The following is an 18,550-nucleotide window of genomic DNA, read 5'->3' on the forward strand; positions in this document are numbered from 1 at the left end:
GGGATCAGCCGCGAAGCCGACTCGTCCGACATCGGGATCGACCGAAATCGACGCGCCTCTGACGGTTCCCCCGTCCTCACCCTAGGCACGTCTGCGAGCTCGCCGCAGAACGCGCTCGGCAGATCCCGAGCGCCGGACGGTGCACTGCAGGGCGCCGGGCGGCGCGCGGCCACCTCCTCCGACAACGGATAGGGCCATCCGGGTGAGGGAAGAGCGGGGTCGCTGGCACCACGGTCGATCGGTGACGTCGAGCACCGCCGCGCGCTCTACGCCGAGGTTCCGTACCGCCTGGTCAGCTGCCGAACGCCGCCTTCAACGCATCGATGGCCAAGCGGCGGGCGAGCTTGGTGGCGTTGGCGTCTCGCAGGCTGTCGAGCATCAGGAAGTCGTGCACCATCCCGAGCACGCGCACCGCGGTCACGTCGACCCCAGCCTCCCGCAGCCTCGCCGCGTAGGCCTCCCCCTCGTCACGCAACGGGTCGGCCTCGTCGGTGATCACGAGAGTGGTCGGCATGCTGCGTAGCTGATCCGAGCTCGCGCGCAGCGGGGAGGCGTACGGTTCTGCGCGTTGGGCGGGGCTGCTCGTGTACTGGTCCCAGAACCACTCCATCGCCTCGCGCGTGTTGTAGTAGTGGTCGGCGAACTGCTGGTAGGAAGCGGTCTCGAAGTTCGCATCCATGGTCGGATAGAGCAGAATCTGGGCCCTGAGACGCACGTCGCCGCGCTCCTCGGCCATCAGGGCCAGCACCGCGGACATGTTGCCGCCCGAAGAGTCCCCGCACACTGCCAGCCGCGAAGGATCCATCGCGTGCTGTGCACCTTCGCGCATGATCCATCGGGCGACGGCGTAGTTCTGCTCGATCTGCGTCGGGTACTTCGCCTCGGGTGCCAAGTGGTAGACGGGGAACACCGCCGCCGCGCCGGCGCCGACCGCCAGCTCGCGGACCAGACGGTCGTGCGTGTCGGCGTCGCCGAGGACCCAGCCGCCCCCGTGGATGTACATGAACACGGGCAGGGTTCCGATCGCGCCCCTCGGTCGAACGATGCGCGTGCGCACCGTCCCCCACTCGCTGGCATCGACGTCGATCCACTCCTCGTCGATCTCGGGCTTGGGGACGCCGTCACCGGCCTGCAGCCGGTCGATAAGGGCCCGGCTCTCGTCCGGCGGCATCTCGTAGATCCGCGGATGCGGGTCGGTCTCCTCCGCGAGCTGCTTCGCGGCAGCCTCCAGCACGGGAGCCGGCGGAGCGGACACTGCGGCCATGATCAAGCCCTCCTGAAGGGTGGCGGCGGCTGGGACAGGATGCCGGGCGGGTCTGCTGGCCGGGTCGCCGGCCAACCGGGCCATCGGCCCCGCATGTCCCCGACCGCGGTACTTGCAGCTCCACGGTCGAACCGCCCACCGCCGCCCGCAAACGGACCGCGGCACGCGCCCGTCAACTACCGCCGTTCAGGGCAGGGCGCACTACGGCACCGGGGGTTCGGAACGATGATGGGGGTACCGACACAGACAGGGCCCCGGGCGCGAACCGGCGCCTGCCGCCTTAGCATCGATCTGTCCCCCGGCCCCCACCCACCGACCGACCCGGCTCGTCCCGAGTGACACAGACCTGAGGGAGTCTCATATGCGTGCGGACATCGTCCCCGGCGCCGTCTTTCCCGACTACGAGCTGACCGATCACACCAAAGCGCGCCGCAAGCTGAGCGAGCTCCAGGGTGGCGATCCGATGATCCTCATCCTCTCCCGAGGGCACTTCTGCCCCAAGGACAACCAGCAGCACCTGCAGCTGGCAGCCCACTATTCTGAGATAGCGGTCGCCTACACGCAGATCGTCACGATCGCCACCGACAACTTCTTCGAGCTCAACGAGTTCCGGTCCTCGGTCGGTGCGCAGTGGACCTTCCTGTCGGACATCGGGCGCAAGGTTCAGAAGGACTTGGATATCCAGGAGTACACTGACACCACCCACGACCCGATGATCCCGCACACCCTGGTCCTGAAGCCGGGCCTGGTCGTGCACAGTATCTACAACGGGTACTGGTACTGGGGTCGGCCCTCGATCGAGGATCTGCGCCGCGACCTGCGCGACGTGACCCGCGAAGTCCGCCCCGACTGGGACCCGAGCCTGCCCGAGCTGCGAGCCTCCTGGGACGCCGGTGACCACTCGAAGCACTATCCCTACAAGTAGCAGGCCGCCTCCCCGGGTGCAGCGGGCGGCATTGCGCGGACGGGCCCCTTCCCCCTCGTGCCGGTGAGCGCGAGAACCGCGTGATCCGGTGTTCGGTATGATCCAATCCGAGTGGTGGATTCGAAGTCGGATATGTTCTTTTCGAACACTGGAGGGTCCGTGGCCAAGGGCTACTGGGTCAGCGCGTACCGCACCATTTCAGACCCCGAGAAGCTGGCTGCCTACAACGAACTGGCCGGTCCGGCCGTCCGGGCCGGGGGCGGGCGGGTCTTCTGCCGCGGCGGCCGGGTCGTCGCCCACGACGACGGAATCGCCGAGCGCACCGTCCTGATCGAGTTCGACAGTTTCGAACAAGCAGTCGCGGCGCACGAGAGTGACGCCTACCAGGCGGCGCTGGCCGCCCTCGGCGACGGGGTCGAGCGCGACTTCCGCATCGTCGAAGGGCTCGACTGACCAACGGGCTCCGTCACTTCGGCCGCTATCGATCCGCCGGGCATTGGAAGTTCGTAGAACACGTAGCGTGCCCCCGGTCACCTCGACCGGGGGCACGCTACGCTCGTATGAAGCCTTACTCAGGCGAGTGGTGAGGCGTCACGAACTCGGCAGGCTCGGCACAGCCCACTGGATCACTCCGACCGAGGCGGTTCCAGTGCTCTGCATCGAGATGCGCAGCTTGCTGGTGGTCACCTGGTCGAACGTGATGTCGTTGAAGGTGTTCAGGGCGGTCGGCTGACCGCTCTGGCTGGTCACGTTCACCCAGTTGCTGCCGTCCCACGCCTGGACGGTCCACGACGAGGGCACCCGCAGGCCGCCGCCGTCGTCGGCCCAGTAGACCTCGGCGCTGTCGGTGGTGATCGGCGCTGCCCAGTCCAACTCGACCCAGTGCGTGCCGGTCTGCGGCCAGTCGCCCCAGTAGGGCGTCAGGTTGCCGTCGTCACTCGACTGGATCGGGTAGACACCGTTGTTGATCGCCGAGACCGTGGTCCACCCCGAGGTGTACGAGGCCGAGGCGGTCGCGGTCAGTGCCAGGTTGGTGGTGCCCGCCGGCAGGGGCAGCGGCTTCTGGGCGATGACCCACTGCTCGGCGCTGGCCGAGCCCGAAGCGTTGTCCGGCGCGCTGTACGTCGCGGTCGCCACCAGTCCGTTGCCGCCGTTGGCGTTGGCGGGCGGGGTGACGTCGTAGGTGACGGTCTCGCTCTTGCCGGGAGCGAGGTCGACGGCCTTCGCCGCGGACGTGTCGGCGACCGTCCAGCCGGACGGCGCCTGCAGGTTCAGGGCGACGCCGGTCAGGGTGGTCGCGCCGTTGTTGGTCACGGTCGCGGTCGCCGTGGTCTGCGAGCCGGCCAGCAGCGCCGGCTGGTTGTGCGCGCCCGGCGCCGTGCTGGCAGTGCTCACCGCGACCGTCGGCTTCGCCGAGTCGCCGAGGGTGATCTTGACGTCGCTGCCGTTCATCGTGGCGGTGTGCGTGGCGGCGTCGTACTTGCCGGCGGACACCTTCTGCACGCCGTACTCGGCGAACTGCGGCAGCTGCACCCGGACGTCGCCGCTGGGCGCCTTGCCGCTCAGGTGGACCTTGACGACGGTGTTCTTGCCCTCGCTGCTCGTGGAGATGGACACGCCGTAGGTGGCGCGCTTGCCGCTGGACTCGTCATAGGACGAGGTCAGGTTGTTCACCGCGATGGTCTGCCCGGGCGTGATCCACGCGTCCGGAACGCCGCGGCCGACGTAGAGCGCGGTGCCGTAGCTGTAGCTGCCGTCCGCGTTGGTCGTCGAGGTGAGCCCGGAGGCGACCAGCGACTGGAGCAGAGTCTGCGTCTGGCCTGCCATCGGCCAGGCGTAGGGAACCGCGCCGAACTGCGGAGCGGCGTGGCTGCCGGCCCACGGGTTGGTCGGGTCGGGCGCGCTGCCGTTGGCCTCCCACCAGGCGTTCGGGCCGCCGGTGGTGGTGGCGATCTGCCAGGCGTAGCTGGTGATCGGCAGGTCGCGGTAGGCGTCGCCGTACAGGGCGCCCTGCGAGTAAGCGGTGTTCAGCGCGACGCTGTACCCCGAGTACGCGCCGAACGACGGGAACGGCACGCCCGTTCCGTCCAGCTTGCTGAAGCCGGTCTCGTAGAGGTTGTCGGTCTGGGTCGGGTCGCCGAGAACGCCGTTGAGCGTTCCGCCGGCCAGCATGATGTCCCAGACATTCTGGCCCCAGAGGTTGGACCCGGCCCAGTTCGCGTCATTGGCGGTGTTGCACCGGTCGCTCGTCGAGGGGACGTTCACTTCGCAGGGCAGGTAGTCGAACCCGTTGGTCTGCTCGTTGGTCGAGAGCGCGCTGTTGACGGAGTTCAGCAGGCTGGTGTAAGCACCGTCAGCCCACTGAGCCTCGGCCGTGTTGCCGATACGGGTGGCGATGTACTTGTACGCCGACAGGCCGGCCAGCGCCGTCTCGTCGTCGAACAGCCACACGCCGGAGCTGTCGTTGTCGAAGGACGTCTTGAGGTATCCGGTGGTGGCGTTGAGCTGCGCGAGGTAGTCCGTGTGCATCATGGTGTAGAGGCTCGGACCCCACTGGCTCTGACCGTTCGCGTCGTCGTGGAAGTACTGGCTGACGAACGCGGTGTCGTTGGTCCCCTCGAGGTAGTCGGCCCAGGCTACCGGGGTGCGCCACGGACCGTCCCAGTACCAGTTCGCGCCCTGCTCGTTGAAGTTCGACGCGTCGGAGATCCGGGCGTTGAGCAGCAGGCTCTGCGCGTCCTGATAGTCGCCGAGCTCGAAGCTGTTGCCCAGGATGCCGGGGGCATCGTGGTCGAGCAGGTAGGCGTAGTTGTTCGCACCGGAGTACGGCGCTTCGCCGGCCTGGACGATCCGGGTGTAGATGAACGCGGCCTTATAGGCGTTGTCCATCGCGGTGCCCGGATCCTTCAGGTTGTTGGTGTTCGGCAGCGACGTGTTCGGCAGCGAGAGTTGCGGAGTGACCGACAGCCGCTGGTTCCAGTAGTCCGCCATGTGCTTGTACGCCGCGTCGTACGACTGGGCGCCCGGGTTCCCGGCAGCGGGCGTTATCGCGGCCACGGTGGGCAGCGCGACGGTGGTGCTGAAGGTGTCGACCGCCGCCACGAAATCGTGCTGCACGGTCGCGCCCGGGTCCACCGTGTCCGAGTTGGAGTCGAGTGAGACGAGGTTGGGCCCGGACTGGCCGGACGGCACACTCACCGCGGCGCTGCCGTTGTTGGTCACGCTCACCCGGGTGTAGACCAGCTCGGTCGGAGTGCCGTTGATCGACTGCTCGTCCGCGAAGTCGGTGATCGAGATCGCCACGTCGTTGCGCGTGAACGAGGTGGTCATCGCGGGCAGGTAGCCGTCGGCCTCAGTCCACTGGACCGAGCCCGCCGCCGGCGCCTTTCCGGCGGCCAGGCCGTAGGTGTAGACGCCGAAGGAGTACATCGCGCCGCAGTAGGTCGTGCCCTTGCCGTTGGCCTGGTAGGTCAGCGGCACGCCGCGCGCGAAGTACGAGCCCGAGAGGTACTCGAAGGGCGCGTAGTAGTTGTTCTCCCAGCCGATCGCGGTCTGGTCGGCGTAGCCGAACCCGTTCGGGTCGCTCGGGGTCGGGAAGCCGGTGCCGTAGTCCTTCGGCAGTGCGGAGTTCTGGCAGATGTTCACCGGCATGGTCTGGACATGCTGCAGATCGCCGCTGCCGCTCGCCTTCGCGGATGCCGGCAGCGCGGTGGCGGCCAGCGCGACGAGGGCGAGGGCGGTCAGTTTCATCGACGTGAATCTTCGGCGCAGGGGTGCGCTCATGCGGTGCCTCCAGGGCGTCGTCGACGCAGGCGGGCTCTCGCCCGGCTGCGCAAGAAAAGTGCACGAAAACCTTTTCCGATGAGGAGGTTAGAGAGTTGAGCTCAGTTCGTCAACCACCAGTCACCACCCGAGATAGTCGGTCAATCCGTCCGCAAGCCGACATGAAGAGGCACTGACCTGCGTCTACCGTGGCGCGCTGGGTTGCGCACGGTTGTCCGGCGAATACCGGAGAGTGCTGCCATCCCCTGCGGCCGGCCTGGCGCATGCTGCGTCCAAGCCTGCCCGGAAGGAAAAAAGAGAAAACGGTTTCCTAACTGCGGCCGCAGCCGTGCCGCCGTGCAGGCCACACCGGCATCACCTTCAAGGGCCGCTATGTGCACAGGTAAGGTAGGGCACTGCATGTATATCTATGGCAGTAATCTGCCTGGGCCGCGCTCGATGCCGACGTCGGCGCGCAACCGTGACGCGCTGTCCCCGAGCTCGCGCGGCGGCCGTGCCGTGGCGCGCCAGGAAGTTTCATTACCGCTTTCGCATGGCCGGAGAGGTGGCTGAGTGCCTCGCGCCAGCCAGCCATGGATTAGCCCATTCACATGGGGTTTTCTGGTTCTGCTGCCGTCGATCTGACGGCTGAGCGGCGGCCGAAAAGGTTTTCTTCAGCGTCCTCCTCGCCGCGCCCGCGGCCAGGACGTCGAGGCGGTATGGTGTGCATCACATCTACTGCGATGTTCGACGGGAGGCGCGGTGGCGGGGCGAGATGCTCAGCGTGCGAACAGCCGGACTGCCACACTGGAAGACGTCGCCCGGCTGGCCGGAGTATCGATCGCGACCGCTTCGAAGGCGCTCAACGGCCGCGCGCACGTGTCCGCCACGACACGGACCCTGGTTCAGGAGGCCGCCGAGCGCCTGTCGTACTCCCCCAACGCGTTGGCGCAGGGGCTGCGCGCGGTGCGCACCGGGATCGTCGGGCTGCTGACCTCCGACCTGGAAGGCCGGTTGTCGATCCCGATCCTGATGGGCGCGGAGGACGCGTTCGGCGCGGGTCGTACCAGTGTGCTGCTGTGTGATGCGCGCGGCGACTCGATCCGCGAGGCGCACCACCTGCAAACGCTGCTGTCGCGCCGGGTCGACGGGCTGATCGTGCTCGGTGCCCGCCCGGACGCGCGCCCTTCGATCGGACGCGATCTGCCGGTGCCCGTGGTCTACGCCTACGCGCCGTCAGCGGATCCGAACGACCTGTCGCTGGTCAGCGACAACATCGCCGGCGGCCGGCTGGCGATCAGGCACCTGACCGAGATCGGGCGACGCTCGATCGCCCACATCACCGGCGATCCGACCTACGGCGCGGCCCAGGACCGCGCCGAGGGGGCGCTGGCGGAGCTGGCCGAGCAAGGCCTCGAACTCGTCGGCGGCCGGGTCTACTTCGGCTCCTGGTCCGAGGCCTGGGGCCGCAGCGCGACCAGGATGCTGCTGTCGCGGGCCCAGGAGATCGACGCGGTGTTCGCCGGCTCCGACCAGATCGCCCGCGGCGTCATCGACACCTTGCACGAGGCGGGTCTCGACGTGCCGGGCGACGTGGCCGTGGTGGGCTTCGACAACTGGGAGATCTTCGCCACCAGCGCCCGGCCGCCCCTTTCCAGCATCGACATGAATCTCAAGACCCTCGGCCGGGTCGCCGCCGAGCGGTTGTCGGCCGCTCTCGACGGCGACATCGGCGCCGGGGTGGAGTCGCTACCCTGCCGCCTGGTGCCGCGCGAGTCGACCACCTCGTCGTGACTGCTCCGAGAAACCTCCTTTCGCACACTCGATAACGGGTTCGGCGGTCCGGGTTCGACGGTCGACGGCGTGGCCGAGCCGTCCGGCCAGCCAGCCAGCCAGCCGGCTGCGCGGTCGCTCTCGGCACCGGTATGGCTCGGTGCCGAGAGCGACCACCTACAGCGCCCTGCTACGGGTCAGGTTTCCGTGGACATCACGGCGCCTGGGCCCAGGGCTGGTCGACCAGCCAACTCGAGTCGGCCGCCCACGAGGTGGCGTCGTCCCACGGGTTGGTTCCGCCATCGCTGGCGAGGTAGAGGGTGTTGCCGAATGTGCGGACGTACTTGGTGGTGTAGTTCACTGATTGGAACGACATGCCCTGCCCGCTGTTGCCCGCCTGCGGGCAGAACGTCGCGTCCTGGGCGAACAGGGCGCTGCCGTCGCTCGCTTGCAGGTGGAACTGGAAGTTCATGTGCCTGAGATAGCTGCCGGGCTTGTTGACCGATTCGAACGAGACACAACTCGGATTGGCCAGACCGGCCGCCTCGACCCACGTCCCGTCCTGCTTGTCGATCTGCGCGCTGCCAGCCGTGATCGGCGCGGTGACCACGAGGTCGTCGGTGTCGTCGTGCTTGATGAAGTCGGACGAGGTGCCTCCGGCCGTGGTCTGCAACGACACCAGCGGCCCCGCGTCCAGTGCGAACTTGTTGTCCGTGCCGGGCGTGGCGTTGGCGACGATGAAGTCGGAGCAGTTGCTGTCCGTGTCGTTGCCGTCGGGGAAGCGGCTCGCGCTCTTACCCACGCCGCTGGCCAAGGCCGGCGTGGGTACTGTGCAGCCGCTGCCCGTGCCGCCCTGGTAGCCCTCCGCGGCAGACGGGTCGACCAGGAGGCCGTAGTCGAGACTGTCGGCGACGAGGCCGTGGTCGTCCTGCAGCACCATCGCGCCGGCACTGGTGGACAGAGCCGGTCCACCGAACCACTGGTCGGGCGTGGGCGAACCCTGATATCCCGCCGTGGTGACCTTGGTGTCGCGTACAGGAGCGTTGATCGCCTGCTTGTGTGCCAAGGGGTGGTCGAGCACGATCCCGGCGCCCAAGGCCTGAACCGGTTCGTCGCTCGAGTGCGCGAAGTGCGTCGCCGGCGTGAAGCTGATTCCGGTCCCCCGGTCGCTGAACGGAAGGTTCGACGAGTGGTTCTGGGTCAGCGGGGCCGTCAGACCGAGCCCGGTGCCGTTCGCGCCGGCCGTCCCGACCGTGGCGACGGTGATGGTCTCGGTTTGCTTGCCGATGTCCAGCCGGATCTTGTCGCCCGCCGAGATGTTGGCGGTCGACGAGACCTTGACGACGCTCGCGCCGGCGGCTGCTGCTGCGGCCAACCGCGCCTGGGTGCCTGCCGTGCCGACCGCGCTCACGGTGGCCACCTCAAGCTTGCTGCCGTAGCCGATCGAGACCTTCTGCCCGACGGTGAAACCCGTGGTGCTCGTGACCGGGACGTTGGTCGAGCCGGCGGGAATCGTGATCGGACCGTCCGGTACGGGCTGCCACAGCGGCGTGTTGCCCGTCGCCGCAGTGCCCTGACCGATGATCGTCGCGTTGTTACCCTTGCCGGACGAGTCGACGGCGGTGGCGCCTCCGGTCTCGTCGAACTTGTAGTCGGCGACGTCGCCCGCGCCGGCCTGGCCACCGGCCAGTGCGGCGATCTCGGCCGGTGACAGCGCCGTGTCGTAGATGTTGAAGTCGTCGACCGCGGCATCGAGGAACGGGTCTGCGTACTGCGAGCGCCCGATCCAGTTCTGGTTGGTGTTGCCGAGGCTGGACGGGTGAAGCGTCATGTTCGGGTTGGTCGCCACCGGCTTGCCGTCGAGGTAGAGCGTGCCGGTCGTGCCGGAGAGCGTCACCGCGACGTGCGACCACGTGTTCAGCGGAAGCTGACCGCCGCCGGTAAGCTGCTGCTCCCCTCCGCCTCCGCCCGTGGTTATCGCGAAGCGCAGTCCGGCGCCGCCGCCGTCGACCGTCATGAACATGTACGTGTTCTGGCCGGTGCCGAAGTCGAAGACGCGCGACCAGGTGGAGTCGACGGACGGGTTGACCCAGGCCGAGACGGTGAAGTCGGACAGGCCGCTGACGATTCCGGTGGGCAGGCTGACGTATTCGTTGGCGCCGTTCAGCTTCACCGCGTTCCCCAGTTCCCCGGAGACCCGCGGCCCGGTCGCGCCGACCGAGGGGATGGCGGCGATCTTCGCGGTCTCGGCCGTGCGGCCGGTGCCGATCACGACCGGGTCCCCGACGCTCATCCCGGCCGTGCTGCGGACGTTGAGCGTGGAGTCGCCCGCCTCGGCCGGCGCGGCGAGCCCTGAATCGGCCAGGGCGAGCAGGTAGTGGCCGTCGGCCGGGATGGTGGTGCCGTCCGGAATCGTGACCGTGGAGAAGACCGCCTGCCCCGACGGGTGCTCGGTCAGCGTCCAGCCGGAGACGTCGATGGCGTGCGCGGAGGCGTTGGCGAGCTCGACGTAGGAGTTCGTCGAGTCGTCCGCCGTGCCGATCCGGAACTCGTTGATCTTGATCGGGCTGTCGTTGCGAACCTTCTCGGTCGTCGTCGCCTCGCCGTTGGGCTCGCCCCTCCTGCCCCACTCGGCTCTGCCGTCCAGATCACCGTTGAACGCCTCCTTACCCGAGGTGACGGTGAAGGTCGCGCTCACGCTCGCACCGGGTGCGACAGAGGAGAACGTGTCCGGCCCTTGTGCCTTCGCGGTCCAGCCGTGAGGGACCGACAGCTTCAGCTTGAGGTCGTCCACGGCCGAGCCGGTGGTGTTCGTGAAGGTCTCGGCGACATCCTGGCTCGAGCGCGGCGCGAACGTCTGCAGGCCGGGCGGGTTGACGCTCGCCGAGCTCGGCGCCAGGGTCAACTGCTGCACGTTGTACTCGGCCGCGACGATGTTGGCCTGCACCTGCTGGTCAACGGCGTCCGAGGGGTACCCGGCCGTCATCACGCCTTCGTAGAACGTACCCTGCGAACCGTTGCTGTTGTCGCCGCCGTTGCCCAGGACGATGGCCCCCTGCTTCTGCATCGGGTCATAGCTGGAGTCGACACGCGGTCCATCGAACATCGTCGTCAGGTCACCCTGCTGCGCGTCGCCGCCGAGGCTCGCCCAGTGGTGCGGTTCGCCCTTGGCCACGGCCGTCACGAACCGGGAGGTGACGCTGGGCAGCTGTGCGCAGAGCTTCGAGCTACTTCCGGGGTTGACACATCCCACCAGGTTGTTCTCCTGGTCGGTCATGACCCACGGCCCGGGAGCGGCTCCGTGGTACCAGGAGGTGGCGTCGCCGAAGTAGCTCGTCTCCATCGTGCCGTTGCCGTCGTCGCGGCTGTCGATCTCGGCGTTGCCGTAGTCGAAGCAGCAGCCGCCGTTGTAGTGCTGACCGTCGACGATCCAGTACGTGCCCTCGGGCTGGTCGCCGGTCGCGATTCCGGTGGTGTCGTTGTCGCGCAGGCCCATGCCGGGCTCGATGAACACGCCGTAAGCCTTGTGGCCGTTGATCGTGATCGGGGCCATGTCCGCGATCGGGAGGTTGTCGGCGCCACCCGTCGCCGGGCCGCTGAACGCTCCGCGAGGCGCCTGAGTCAGGTCGTTGTGCATCGGAGACTGGTCGTAGATGCGGGTGATGACGCAGGTCGTGTCCGCGCAGAACCCGTCCTGCTCGGCGGCGTCGGCGTACCCGCCACGGCTCAGCAGGCCGATGTTCCTGGTCTTATGGTCGGACAGCCGCTGCACCTGGTAGAGCGGGCCGTTGTACGAGGCGTACAGCGCCCGGGTGGTGCTGTGGGCTGCGACGCAGGGAGTCCCGCCCGCGGCATAGATGTCGCAGGGGCCTTGCGCCTTGGGCGCGGTGGCTGAGGCGGCCGACGTGGCCGCCTGCGCCACGGTGCCCGTCGCGAGACCCGCGCCCATCAGCGCGAGCACGACCGCCGCCGCCGCGACGCGAGCCCTGCGCCGTATGCGCACGAACGATCGTCTGGACATTAATGATCGAGCATCCACTGGAACTCCTTCGTCCCCTGATCAGATGACGTACTTCGCACCCACGGAGGCATTTATGGCCAAGTGCCCTGGTCAGCGCGTTGTTAGCGCTAACATTTTGTTAGCGCTAACAATCCTGCTGCCAGGATGACGACACCTGGAACCTCCGTCGGTGGGTTGATGCGCGAGCAGCGCGATGCTCTTCACTATCACCCGTCACTGATGTTGCGTCAAGGCTTCGCACGAAACACCGAGAGTGACCTTCGGGTGCGAAGGCTGATCGGCCGATGCGCGGTCGCGAGGCTCACCCCTGCGCACCCGTTCGCTCGGGACGGGGCTCGAGCGGCGGGCCGCCCACCGCGCAGTGTCTCTTGCAGGCGGGTTCACGAGGCTCGGCGTGTGCCTCCTGCACCGGGAGTTTGGTGGGGATACCGACGAAGGCGATCGCCGCGCCGAGCACGAGCAGCCCCGCGCAGATCAGCATGGCCCTGTGATACATCGGCGCGAGGTCCGCGGCGACGGTGAGGCTGCCGCTGCCCAGCCCCGCGACGAGCGGCAGCGTCGCGACGGCGAGCAGGCCCGCGGCACGCGCCACGGCGTTGTTCACGCCGCTCGCGATGCCCGCGTGGCGCTCGTCGACCGAGCCCAGCGCCGTCGCGGTCAACGGCGCGACACACACCGCGAGCCCCAGGCCGAACACGACGACCGCCGGCAGCACGTCGCGCGGGTAGGTCGCATGCGCGCCGATCCGGGAGAAGAGCAGCAGCGACCCGGCGCAGATCAGCGGGCCGGCAGTCATCTGCACGCGTGGCCCGATCCGCTGGGCGAGCGCTCCGGACCGTGCCGAGAGCAGCAGCATCAACACCGTGATCGGCAACAGCGAGACGCCGGCGCTGAGCGCGGTGAAGCCGACCACGACCTGCAGGTTGAGCACCGCCAGAAACAGCACGCCGCCGAAACCCGCGTAAACCACGAACGTGACGAGGTTCGCGGCGCTGAACGCTCGGCGGTGGAAGACCTCCAGCGGAAGCATCGGCTGGCGCACATGCCGCTCCGCGAAGACGAACCCGACGAGCCCCGCCACTCCGATCATCAGGGAGGCGAACACGAGCGGGCTGGTCGCGCCGTGTTCCGGCCACGCGGTGAACCCGTAGGTAAGCCCCGCCAGGCCGAGCGCCGCGGTCGCCACGCCGACCACGTCGAGGCTCCGAGCGGCCTCGGGATCGCGCGATTCCGGCACGTGCCGCATCGAGACGAAACAGACCACGGCCGCGATCGGAACGTTGATCAGGAAAACCAGCCGCCACGTCGCGGCCTGCACGAGCCAGCCGCCCAGGAACGGCCCGATGGCTCCGGCCACTCCGCCGAGCCCGGACCACGCCCCGATGGCGCGGGCGCGGTCGGCGGGCCGGAAGGAGGCCTCGATGATCGCCAAGGAGCCCGGAGCCAGCAGCGCTCCGCCGATGCCCTGGAAGACCCGTGCGGTGATCAGCACGTCGACGTTCGGGGAGAGCGCGCACAGCAGCGAGGCGCACGCGAACCACGTCGCGCCGATAACGAACGTCCGGCGGCGCCCGAACCGGTCGCCGAGCGAACCGCCGAGCAGGATCAGGGACGCGAGGCTGAGCGTGTAGCCGTTGACCACCCATTGGAGCGGCGCGGTCGCCGCGTGGAACTGGGCACCGATGTGCGGGAGCGCGATGTTGACGACCGTCGCGTCGAGGAAGGCCATGCCGGAGCCCAGGATGGTGGCGACCAGCACCCACCACCCGTCGGCCCGGCCATAGCGCACCTGCCCGGCCCGGCCCCCGGGCGCGTCGTGCGCACCGGCGTCCCGTGCCGCCTCGCCGCCGCTTCCGGCCACATCGTCTCCCGCGTTCGAGCCGCCCGAGCCGGAGCCCGGCGGCAGGGCCTGTCCAGGGTCCGGGCTTCGCCGTGTGCACCAGCATATAGAGCAGGATCAGGGCGCATACCGGTGCATCGGCTCGGCAATGGTGTGATCGCGACCCGATCGGGCCCTAACTCGATTTGATGATCGACTGAGTGCTTGTGGGGCGTGATGGCCTGTCGGATCGGGGTGTCGTCGGGTGCGGGCGACCGCTTCGCGTCGCCCGGTTTCGTTTACCCACCCTGCCCACCCGTTGCGTTGGCAGGGACGGCTGGGGCTTCAAGATCTCGCCTCCGGCGGGGGCCTTCCCTCGGAGGGATTGCCGGGGCCTGTGGGGTGCTGGCGCGGCGGGGCGGGCTGAGGTTCGGGGTGGTCGGATGTCGGGGGCGTGTTCCCTCCTCGGCCGGTCCCCGGAGGCAATCAGGAACCTGCCGGGAGCTCAAGCGGCGGCGGCTTCCGCTCATGCTCGATCCTGCATCGCGCCGCTTGACCTCCCGGCAGAACCCTGATCGGGCTTCGCCTGCCCGACCGAGGAGAGAACCCACCCCCTGAGGGTCCGGTGCGAGCTGCGCTCGGGCCGAGTCTCGGCGCGTGGCCCGGCCACGCTCGGTGCGGAAGGATCCTGCATCACCCTGATCCGACCATCGCGGCAGAATCCCACAGGCCGGCCGCGCTCGATCCGAAAGGATCCTGCATCGCCGCGATCCGGTGCCAACCCGATCCTCGATTCGCGCGGAGGTCGGTGCTCCGGTCGTACCTGCCGTCGAATTCTGCATCGCCCCGATCGGCTCCACCCGGTGCTCACGCACTGCACAGGATCGCGCGGCCCGGCCGCACCCCGAGGGGAAATCCTGCACCGTCTTCGGCCACACCCCCGATGCCATCTGACCAGCCACCCCGTCCACCCTCCCGTCACAAGCCCCGACAACCCCCGTACTCCTCCATACTAGACGCCACCACCGACAAAAGCCGCGTATCCAGCCTTTGCCGGAAAAGAAAAATATTGGAGATTCCGGGCACTCGGGCGCGCTCCCCGGCGTTGAAGAAGTAGAGAAGAAGACGGCGGCCCAGAACGGCAATGCAAGATTCTTCCGCATCGAGCGCGACCGGGCCACCGGACAGGACCCGGCCCGAGCGCAGCTCACACCGCTCCCCCAGGGGGTGGGCTCTCTCCTCGGTCGGGCAGGCGAAGCCCGATCAGGGTTCTGCCGGGAGGTCAAGCGGCGCGATGCAAGATCCAGCATCAACGGAAACCACCGCCGCTTGACCTCCCGGCAGGTTCCTGATTGCCTCCGGGGACCGACCGAGGAGAGAGCACGCCCCCGGCACCCGACCACCCCGAACCTCAGCCCGCCCCGCCCCGCCAGCACCCACGCGACCCCGGCATTCTCTCCGAGGGAAGGGCCCGCGCCGGAGGCGAAAGCCTGAAACCCCAGCCCACCCGCCCACGCAACGGGTGGACGGGTGGAAGCAAACCCGGGCGAAGCGAAGCGGCCGCCCGCACCATGATGACCACCCAGCCGATCATCAACTCGCTGTAGAGCCGGGCCTCCCGGTATTTCACGGCACGCATGGGCTGTGCGAGGGCGGTTATCGGATGAAGCATGACTACTTCGCCTGCTGCAGTGCGCACTCATCGCGACCGCTGGACTGAGGCGTTCGACTGGATCTATGCCCTGACTATCCTGACGCGAGTGCTCGGGGCATCCGCGATCCTCCTGCTCGCCACGCAGCAGAGCGGCTACTGAGATTCGCCATCACTGACATGGCCGAGGATCGTCCAACCGGCCGAGAACCACAGGGTCAGCGCACAGCCGACACCCACCAGTGTGTATACGGCTGCTTGCGAAAGGCCCGCGGCTCGCGCGATGAGCCCGGCGACTCCCACCGCGGTGAGCACGGCGCCTGGAGCAGCGAGGCGGGGCTTGGCGAAGACACGGGCCAGCGGAAAGAAGTGCAGACCGACCACGATGGCGACCAGTGGCATGATCAGCCCGGGTTCTCCGCCGGCCCTGCAGGCTAGAACGATGACGGCGACGAGACTCCACTGCACGACGTTTATCAGCTTAAACTGCCGCGATGTGGCGGCCGAGGCGGCCGATGGATAATCGGGCCTCTCGATGGCTTGCTCGGACGTAGGCTTGCGCGACAACCGCACCAAGGTGAGTGCGATCGCCAGGCCGAGTGTGCCCGCCACACCTATGGCGGCGCCCCCGTAATGGCCCAGTCCGGCAAGCAGCCAGCCCAACCCGAAAAACGCGTAGAACGGAACCCCCGACCTAGTCACGGGCGCAAGTATGACAGCTGATACAGGTCGCTGTCGATTTCCATCGCAGTGCTCGTATGTGCGAAGTCTCGCGTGCGAACGAGGACCGGGTGGCGAACCCGGTCCTCGTTTTTCTAGCGCATGGTGCCAGTTCTACGGGATCTGGGCGAGGAGCGCGGAGTCGAGGACGAGATCCGCGTTCCAGTAGATGGCGTTCTCGTTCGTCGTCCAGTTCGAGTCGTTGTCCAGGTAGCACTTGGCCGGCGCGGTGCAGGACAGCAACGGGTTGTCGTCGCTGTTCGGGCCGTCGGCCAGGTAGCCGTTCGGTACACCGGGATGACCCTCATTGCTCCAGGCCGTCGAGTAGATCGTCGTGATGCTGTCCGCGCCGTCCCCGGTGACGAAGCTGAGATGCAGCGGGTTGACCCCGAGGATGTAGTTCATGCCGGACTGCAGGGCTCCGGCGACGCGCACGTCGCTGCTCAGATTGAGGCCGCCCAGGACGATCGTGCCCGCTGCCAGCACATGCATCGTGTTGAGCACCACGCCGTTGCTGCCCCAGTAATAGTCGTTGTCCTCCAGGGTGTTGTGCCACGGGCCCTGCTCCGAGCGTGCCAGCACGGCCTTACTCCATGCCTGGAAGTTGGTCGCGAACCAGGCTCTGGCCGTGGCGTCGGGGTGTGCTGCCCGCAGGTAGTCCAGGAAGGCGGTCTGGGCCATGTTGCCGACGCCGCCCGGGTCGTCTCTGGACCCGTCCCAGGCGCTCGCGAAATTCTGGTAGTTGTCAAGGAAATACGTGTTGTACTGCGCATCGCCGGTGGCCCGGTAGAGCGCTGCGGCGGCCCACAGGCGATCCGCCGAGTCATCGCTGACGGCGTACGGACCGGGAACCCCGCCGACACCGTCGGGGTTGGCGCTCAGGTAGTCCCAGCCGCGACGAGCCGCCGACAACAGGGTGGCGGCGTACGCGGGATCGAACTTCTTGAACGAGATGGAGGCCTCTGCGAGGGCCGCGGCGGCGCTGGCTGCGTCGTCGGTCGGCCGCACGTTGGTCTGCGAACCGTTGACGTCCTCGATGACACGCTGCGTGGTGTCCTTGTCGGGCGCCGCGGTGCTGGTGGGCTGGACCATGTGGTAGAAGCCGCCGCTGGCCTGGTCCTGCATCTTGAGGATGAAGTCGGTCTCCCACTTCACCTCGTCGAGGATGTCGGGGACGCCGTTTCCACTCTCCGGTATGTTGAGCTGGCCGTCCTTGAACTCGTTGGGAACGAGCTGATAAGCCCACGTCAGGTCGGAGACGGCGACGGCGCCGGAGTTGACGTATTTCCCGTAGTCGCCGGCGTCGTACCAGCCCTGCGAGACGTCTCTGGGCGGGTTCACCCCGGAGGCGAAGGGGGCGTTCGCGTCCTGCGGATCTCCCACCCCGCGCGTGTACACGCCCGCGTGCGCGGCGTCCAAAGCGATTCCCTGGCGCTGGTAGTAGAAGTAGCGCGAGGCGTCGGTGACCAGCGGCTGGTAGACGTTGTCGCCGATCTGGAAGGGCAGCGAATCCGCTACACCAGGTGCCGCCACCGACAGGTAGTAGGTGCCCGGCCGCAGCAGCGAGGAGAAGTCGGCCCGGAAGATCCTTTCACCCGATTGCGAGTCGTAGTCGTCGGCCAGCTTCAGCTTGCCGTTGTACACGACGGCGTTATCGGAGCTGCGTTTGACCTGGAAGGGTGTCCCGTCGACGGCGTCGAGTTCATCGGCGTAGCCAGTGACCAGAGCGTCCTTGGCCGCGAGGCTGCCATAGCCGAGCTGGTTGACCTTGATGAAGGGCGCGCTGTGCTGCGGATCCGGCGAGGTGAACTTGACGTCGTTCAGCCAGAATTCCTGGGCGTTGTTGTTGGCACTGCCGAAGTACAGCAGGTACGCCTGGTTGAGATCGAAGATGCTTCCGGCCGGAATGAGGTCCGCGAGGGGTATTCGCACGTGCTGCCAGGTCGAGGTGACCGTGACATAGTGGCTGCTCTGAACCGTGGGTGCGTTGTACTGGACGGGGCTGCGCCGGTTGTTGCGATCTCCCAAGCCGATCGTGAACGCTTCGCCGCCGACGGCGCCCTTGACGTTGAACTCCAGTGCGCCGTTCGCGTAGTACGGGACCAGTGAGTAGGTTTCCCAGTTGTTGTCGGCCTGGGTCACCGACCACCAGCCATAGCCGCTCGATCCGTCCGAGGTGACGTCGACTCGCAGGGAGGGCAGGCCGTTGTACGTCTGCGTGGTGTCGACGGGCAGCGCCGGATTGCCGTTGTAGGACGCGGTTTCGATACTGAGCGGGGAGCCCGCGCCGGCCCACTCGTCATATCGCGTGCTGCTGAATACGGGCAGGTCCTTCAAGGGGTGGCTGCTAGGGGTGTCCGCCAGCGCCCTGGACCCGTTCATGACGAGTGCCGCGGAGAGAATCATCAGCGTCGCCGTGCTCGAGCGGAGGATTCTCTTGTACAGTCTGCGCACCTGGCCTCCTGTTCGATTGTTTCGCGCTCGTGCCTGCTGGTTCGTGTTCGTCCGTCGGGTCGGATCGGAAAGGGGTACGGCCCGAACCGACTTTCCGTACAGGATCGCCGGGCCCCCCACCGAGGACAACAGCGGTGAACACGGATCGGCAAGCGTCACTG

General features: G+C 67.8%; 10 protein-coding genes. 4 read left to right on the top strand and 6 right to left on the bottom strand.

The annotated features are described in order from the left end of the window. Positions 1-292 precede the first annotated feature (292 nt). The gene (locus ACTRO_RS08230) at positions 293-1,264 is read right to left on the bottom strand and encodes an alpha/beta hydrolase (RefSeq protein WP_034262510.1); all 972 of its coding nucleotides are present in this window, start codon (positions 1,262-1,264) and stop codon (positions 293-295) included. Positions 1,265-1,625: 361 nt separating this feature from the next. Here ACTRO_RS08230 and ACTRO_RS08235 point away from each other — a divergent pair, with 361 nt between their 5' ends. Both ACTRO_RS08235 and ACTRO_RS08240 read left to right on the top strand, forming a co-directional pair. Further along, positions 1,626-2,189: a peroxiredoxin family protein gene (locus ACTRO_RS08235; RefSeq protein WP_034262512.1), complete on the top strand. Its 564-nt coding sequence runs from the start codon at positions 1,626-1,628 to the stop codon at positions 2,187-2,189. A 159-nt stretch (positions 2,190-2,348) separates the two neighbouring features. Continuing rightward, positions 2,349-2,642: a DUF1330 domain-containing protein gene (locus ACTRO_RS08240; RefSeq protein WP_034262514.1), complete on the top strand. Its 294-nt coding sequence runs from the start codon at positions 2,349-2,351 to the stop codon at positions 2,640-2,642. A gap of 138 nt (positions 2,643-2,780) precedes the next feature. Here ACTRO_RS08240 and ACTRO_RS08245 read toward each other — a convergent pair whose 3' ends face one another. After that, positions 2,781-5,939, bottom strand: coding sequence for an NEW3 domain-containing protein (locus tag ACTRO_RS08245; RefSeq protein ID WP_051450505.1), 3,159 nt, complete (start codon positions 5,937-5,939; stop codon positions 2,781-2,783). Positions 5,940-6,713: 774 nt separating this feature from the next. On the opposite strand from ACTRO_RS08245, the gene ACTRO_RS08250 reads away from it, so the two are divergent. After that, positions 6,714-7,745: a LacI family DNA-binding transcriptional regulator gene (locus tag ACTRO_RS08250; protein WP_034262517.1), complete on the top strand. Its 1,032-nt coding sequence runs from the start codon at positions 6,714-6,716 to the stop codon at positions 7,743-7,745. A 193-nt stretch (positions 7,746-7,938) separates the two neighbouring features. On the opposite strand, the gene ACTRO_RS48790 is transcribed toward ACTRO_RS08250, so the two are convergent. Beyond that, positions 7,939-11,745 (bottom strand): arabinofuranosidase catalytic domain-containing protein, encoded by a 3,807-nt coding sequence (locus tag ACTRO_RS48790; protein ID WP_051450506.1) that lies wholly within the window; start codon positions 11,743-11,745, stop codon positions 7,939-7,941. Between the two features lie 301 nt (positions 11,746-12,046). Beyond that, on the bottom strand, positions 12,047-13,534 hold the full coding sequence (locus tag ACTRO_RS08260; protein WP_051452322.1) for a DHA2 family efflux MFS transporter permease subunit: 1,488 nt from the start codon (positions 13,532-13,534) through the stop codon (positions 12,047-12,049). A gap of 1,721 nt (positions 13,535-15,255) precedes the next feature. On the opposite strand from ACTRO_RS08260, the gene ACTRO_RS50280 reads away from it, so the two are divergent. Then, positions 15,256-15,378: a hypothetical protein gene (locus ACTRO_RS50280; RefSeq protein ID WP_281177846.1), complete on the top strand. Its 123-nt coding sequence runs from the start codon at positions 15,256-15,258 to the stop codon at positions 15,376-15,378. On the opposite strand, the gene ACTRO_RS08265 is transcribed toward ACTRO_RS50280, so the two are convergent. Then, complete coding sequence (locus tag ACTRO_RS08265) at positions 15,372-15,917, bottom strand: hypothetical protein (protein ID WP_034262520.1); 546 nt, start codon at positions 15,915-15,917, stop codon at positions 15,372-15,374. The genes ACTRO_RS50280 and ACTRO_RS08265 overlap by 7 nt on opposite strands. Before the next feature lie 132 nt (positions 15,918-16,049). After that, complete coding sequence (locus ACTRO_RS08270) at positions 16,050-18,389, bottom strand: glycoside hydrolase family 9 protein (RefSeq protein ID WP_051450507.1); 2,340 nt, start codon at positions 18,387-18,389, stop codon at positions 16,050-16,052. Between the last annotated feature and the right edge of the window lie 161 nt (positions 18,390-18,550).

Source organism: Actinospica robiniae DSM 44927 (assembly GCF_000504285.1).
Lineage (GTDB): Bacteria > Actinomycetota > Actinomycetes > Streptomycetales > Catenulisporaceae > Actinospica > Actinospica robiniae.

What these genes read in the sequence shown, in the direction of transcription:
- ACTRO_RS08230 (WP_034262510.1), bottom strand. Translation starts at nt 1,264, where the DNA reads ATGGCCGCAGTGTCCGCTCCGCCGGCTCCCGTGCTGGAGGCTGCCGCG.
- ACTRO_RS48790 (WP_051450506.1), bottom strand. Translation starts at nt 11,745, where the DNA reads ATGTCCAGACGATCGTTCGTGCGCATACGGCGCAGGGCTCGCGTCGCG.
- ACTRO_RS08245 (WP_051450505.1), bottom strand. Translation starts at nt 5,939, where the DNA reads ATGAAACTGACCGCCCTCGCCCTCGTCGCGCTGGCCGCCACCGCGCTG.
- ACTRO_RS08235 (WP_034262512.1), top strand. Translation starts at nt 1,626, where the DNA reads ATGCGTGCGGACATCGTCCCCGGCGCCGTCTTTCCCGACTACGAGCTG.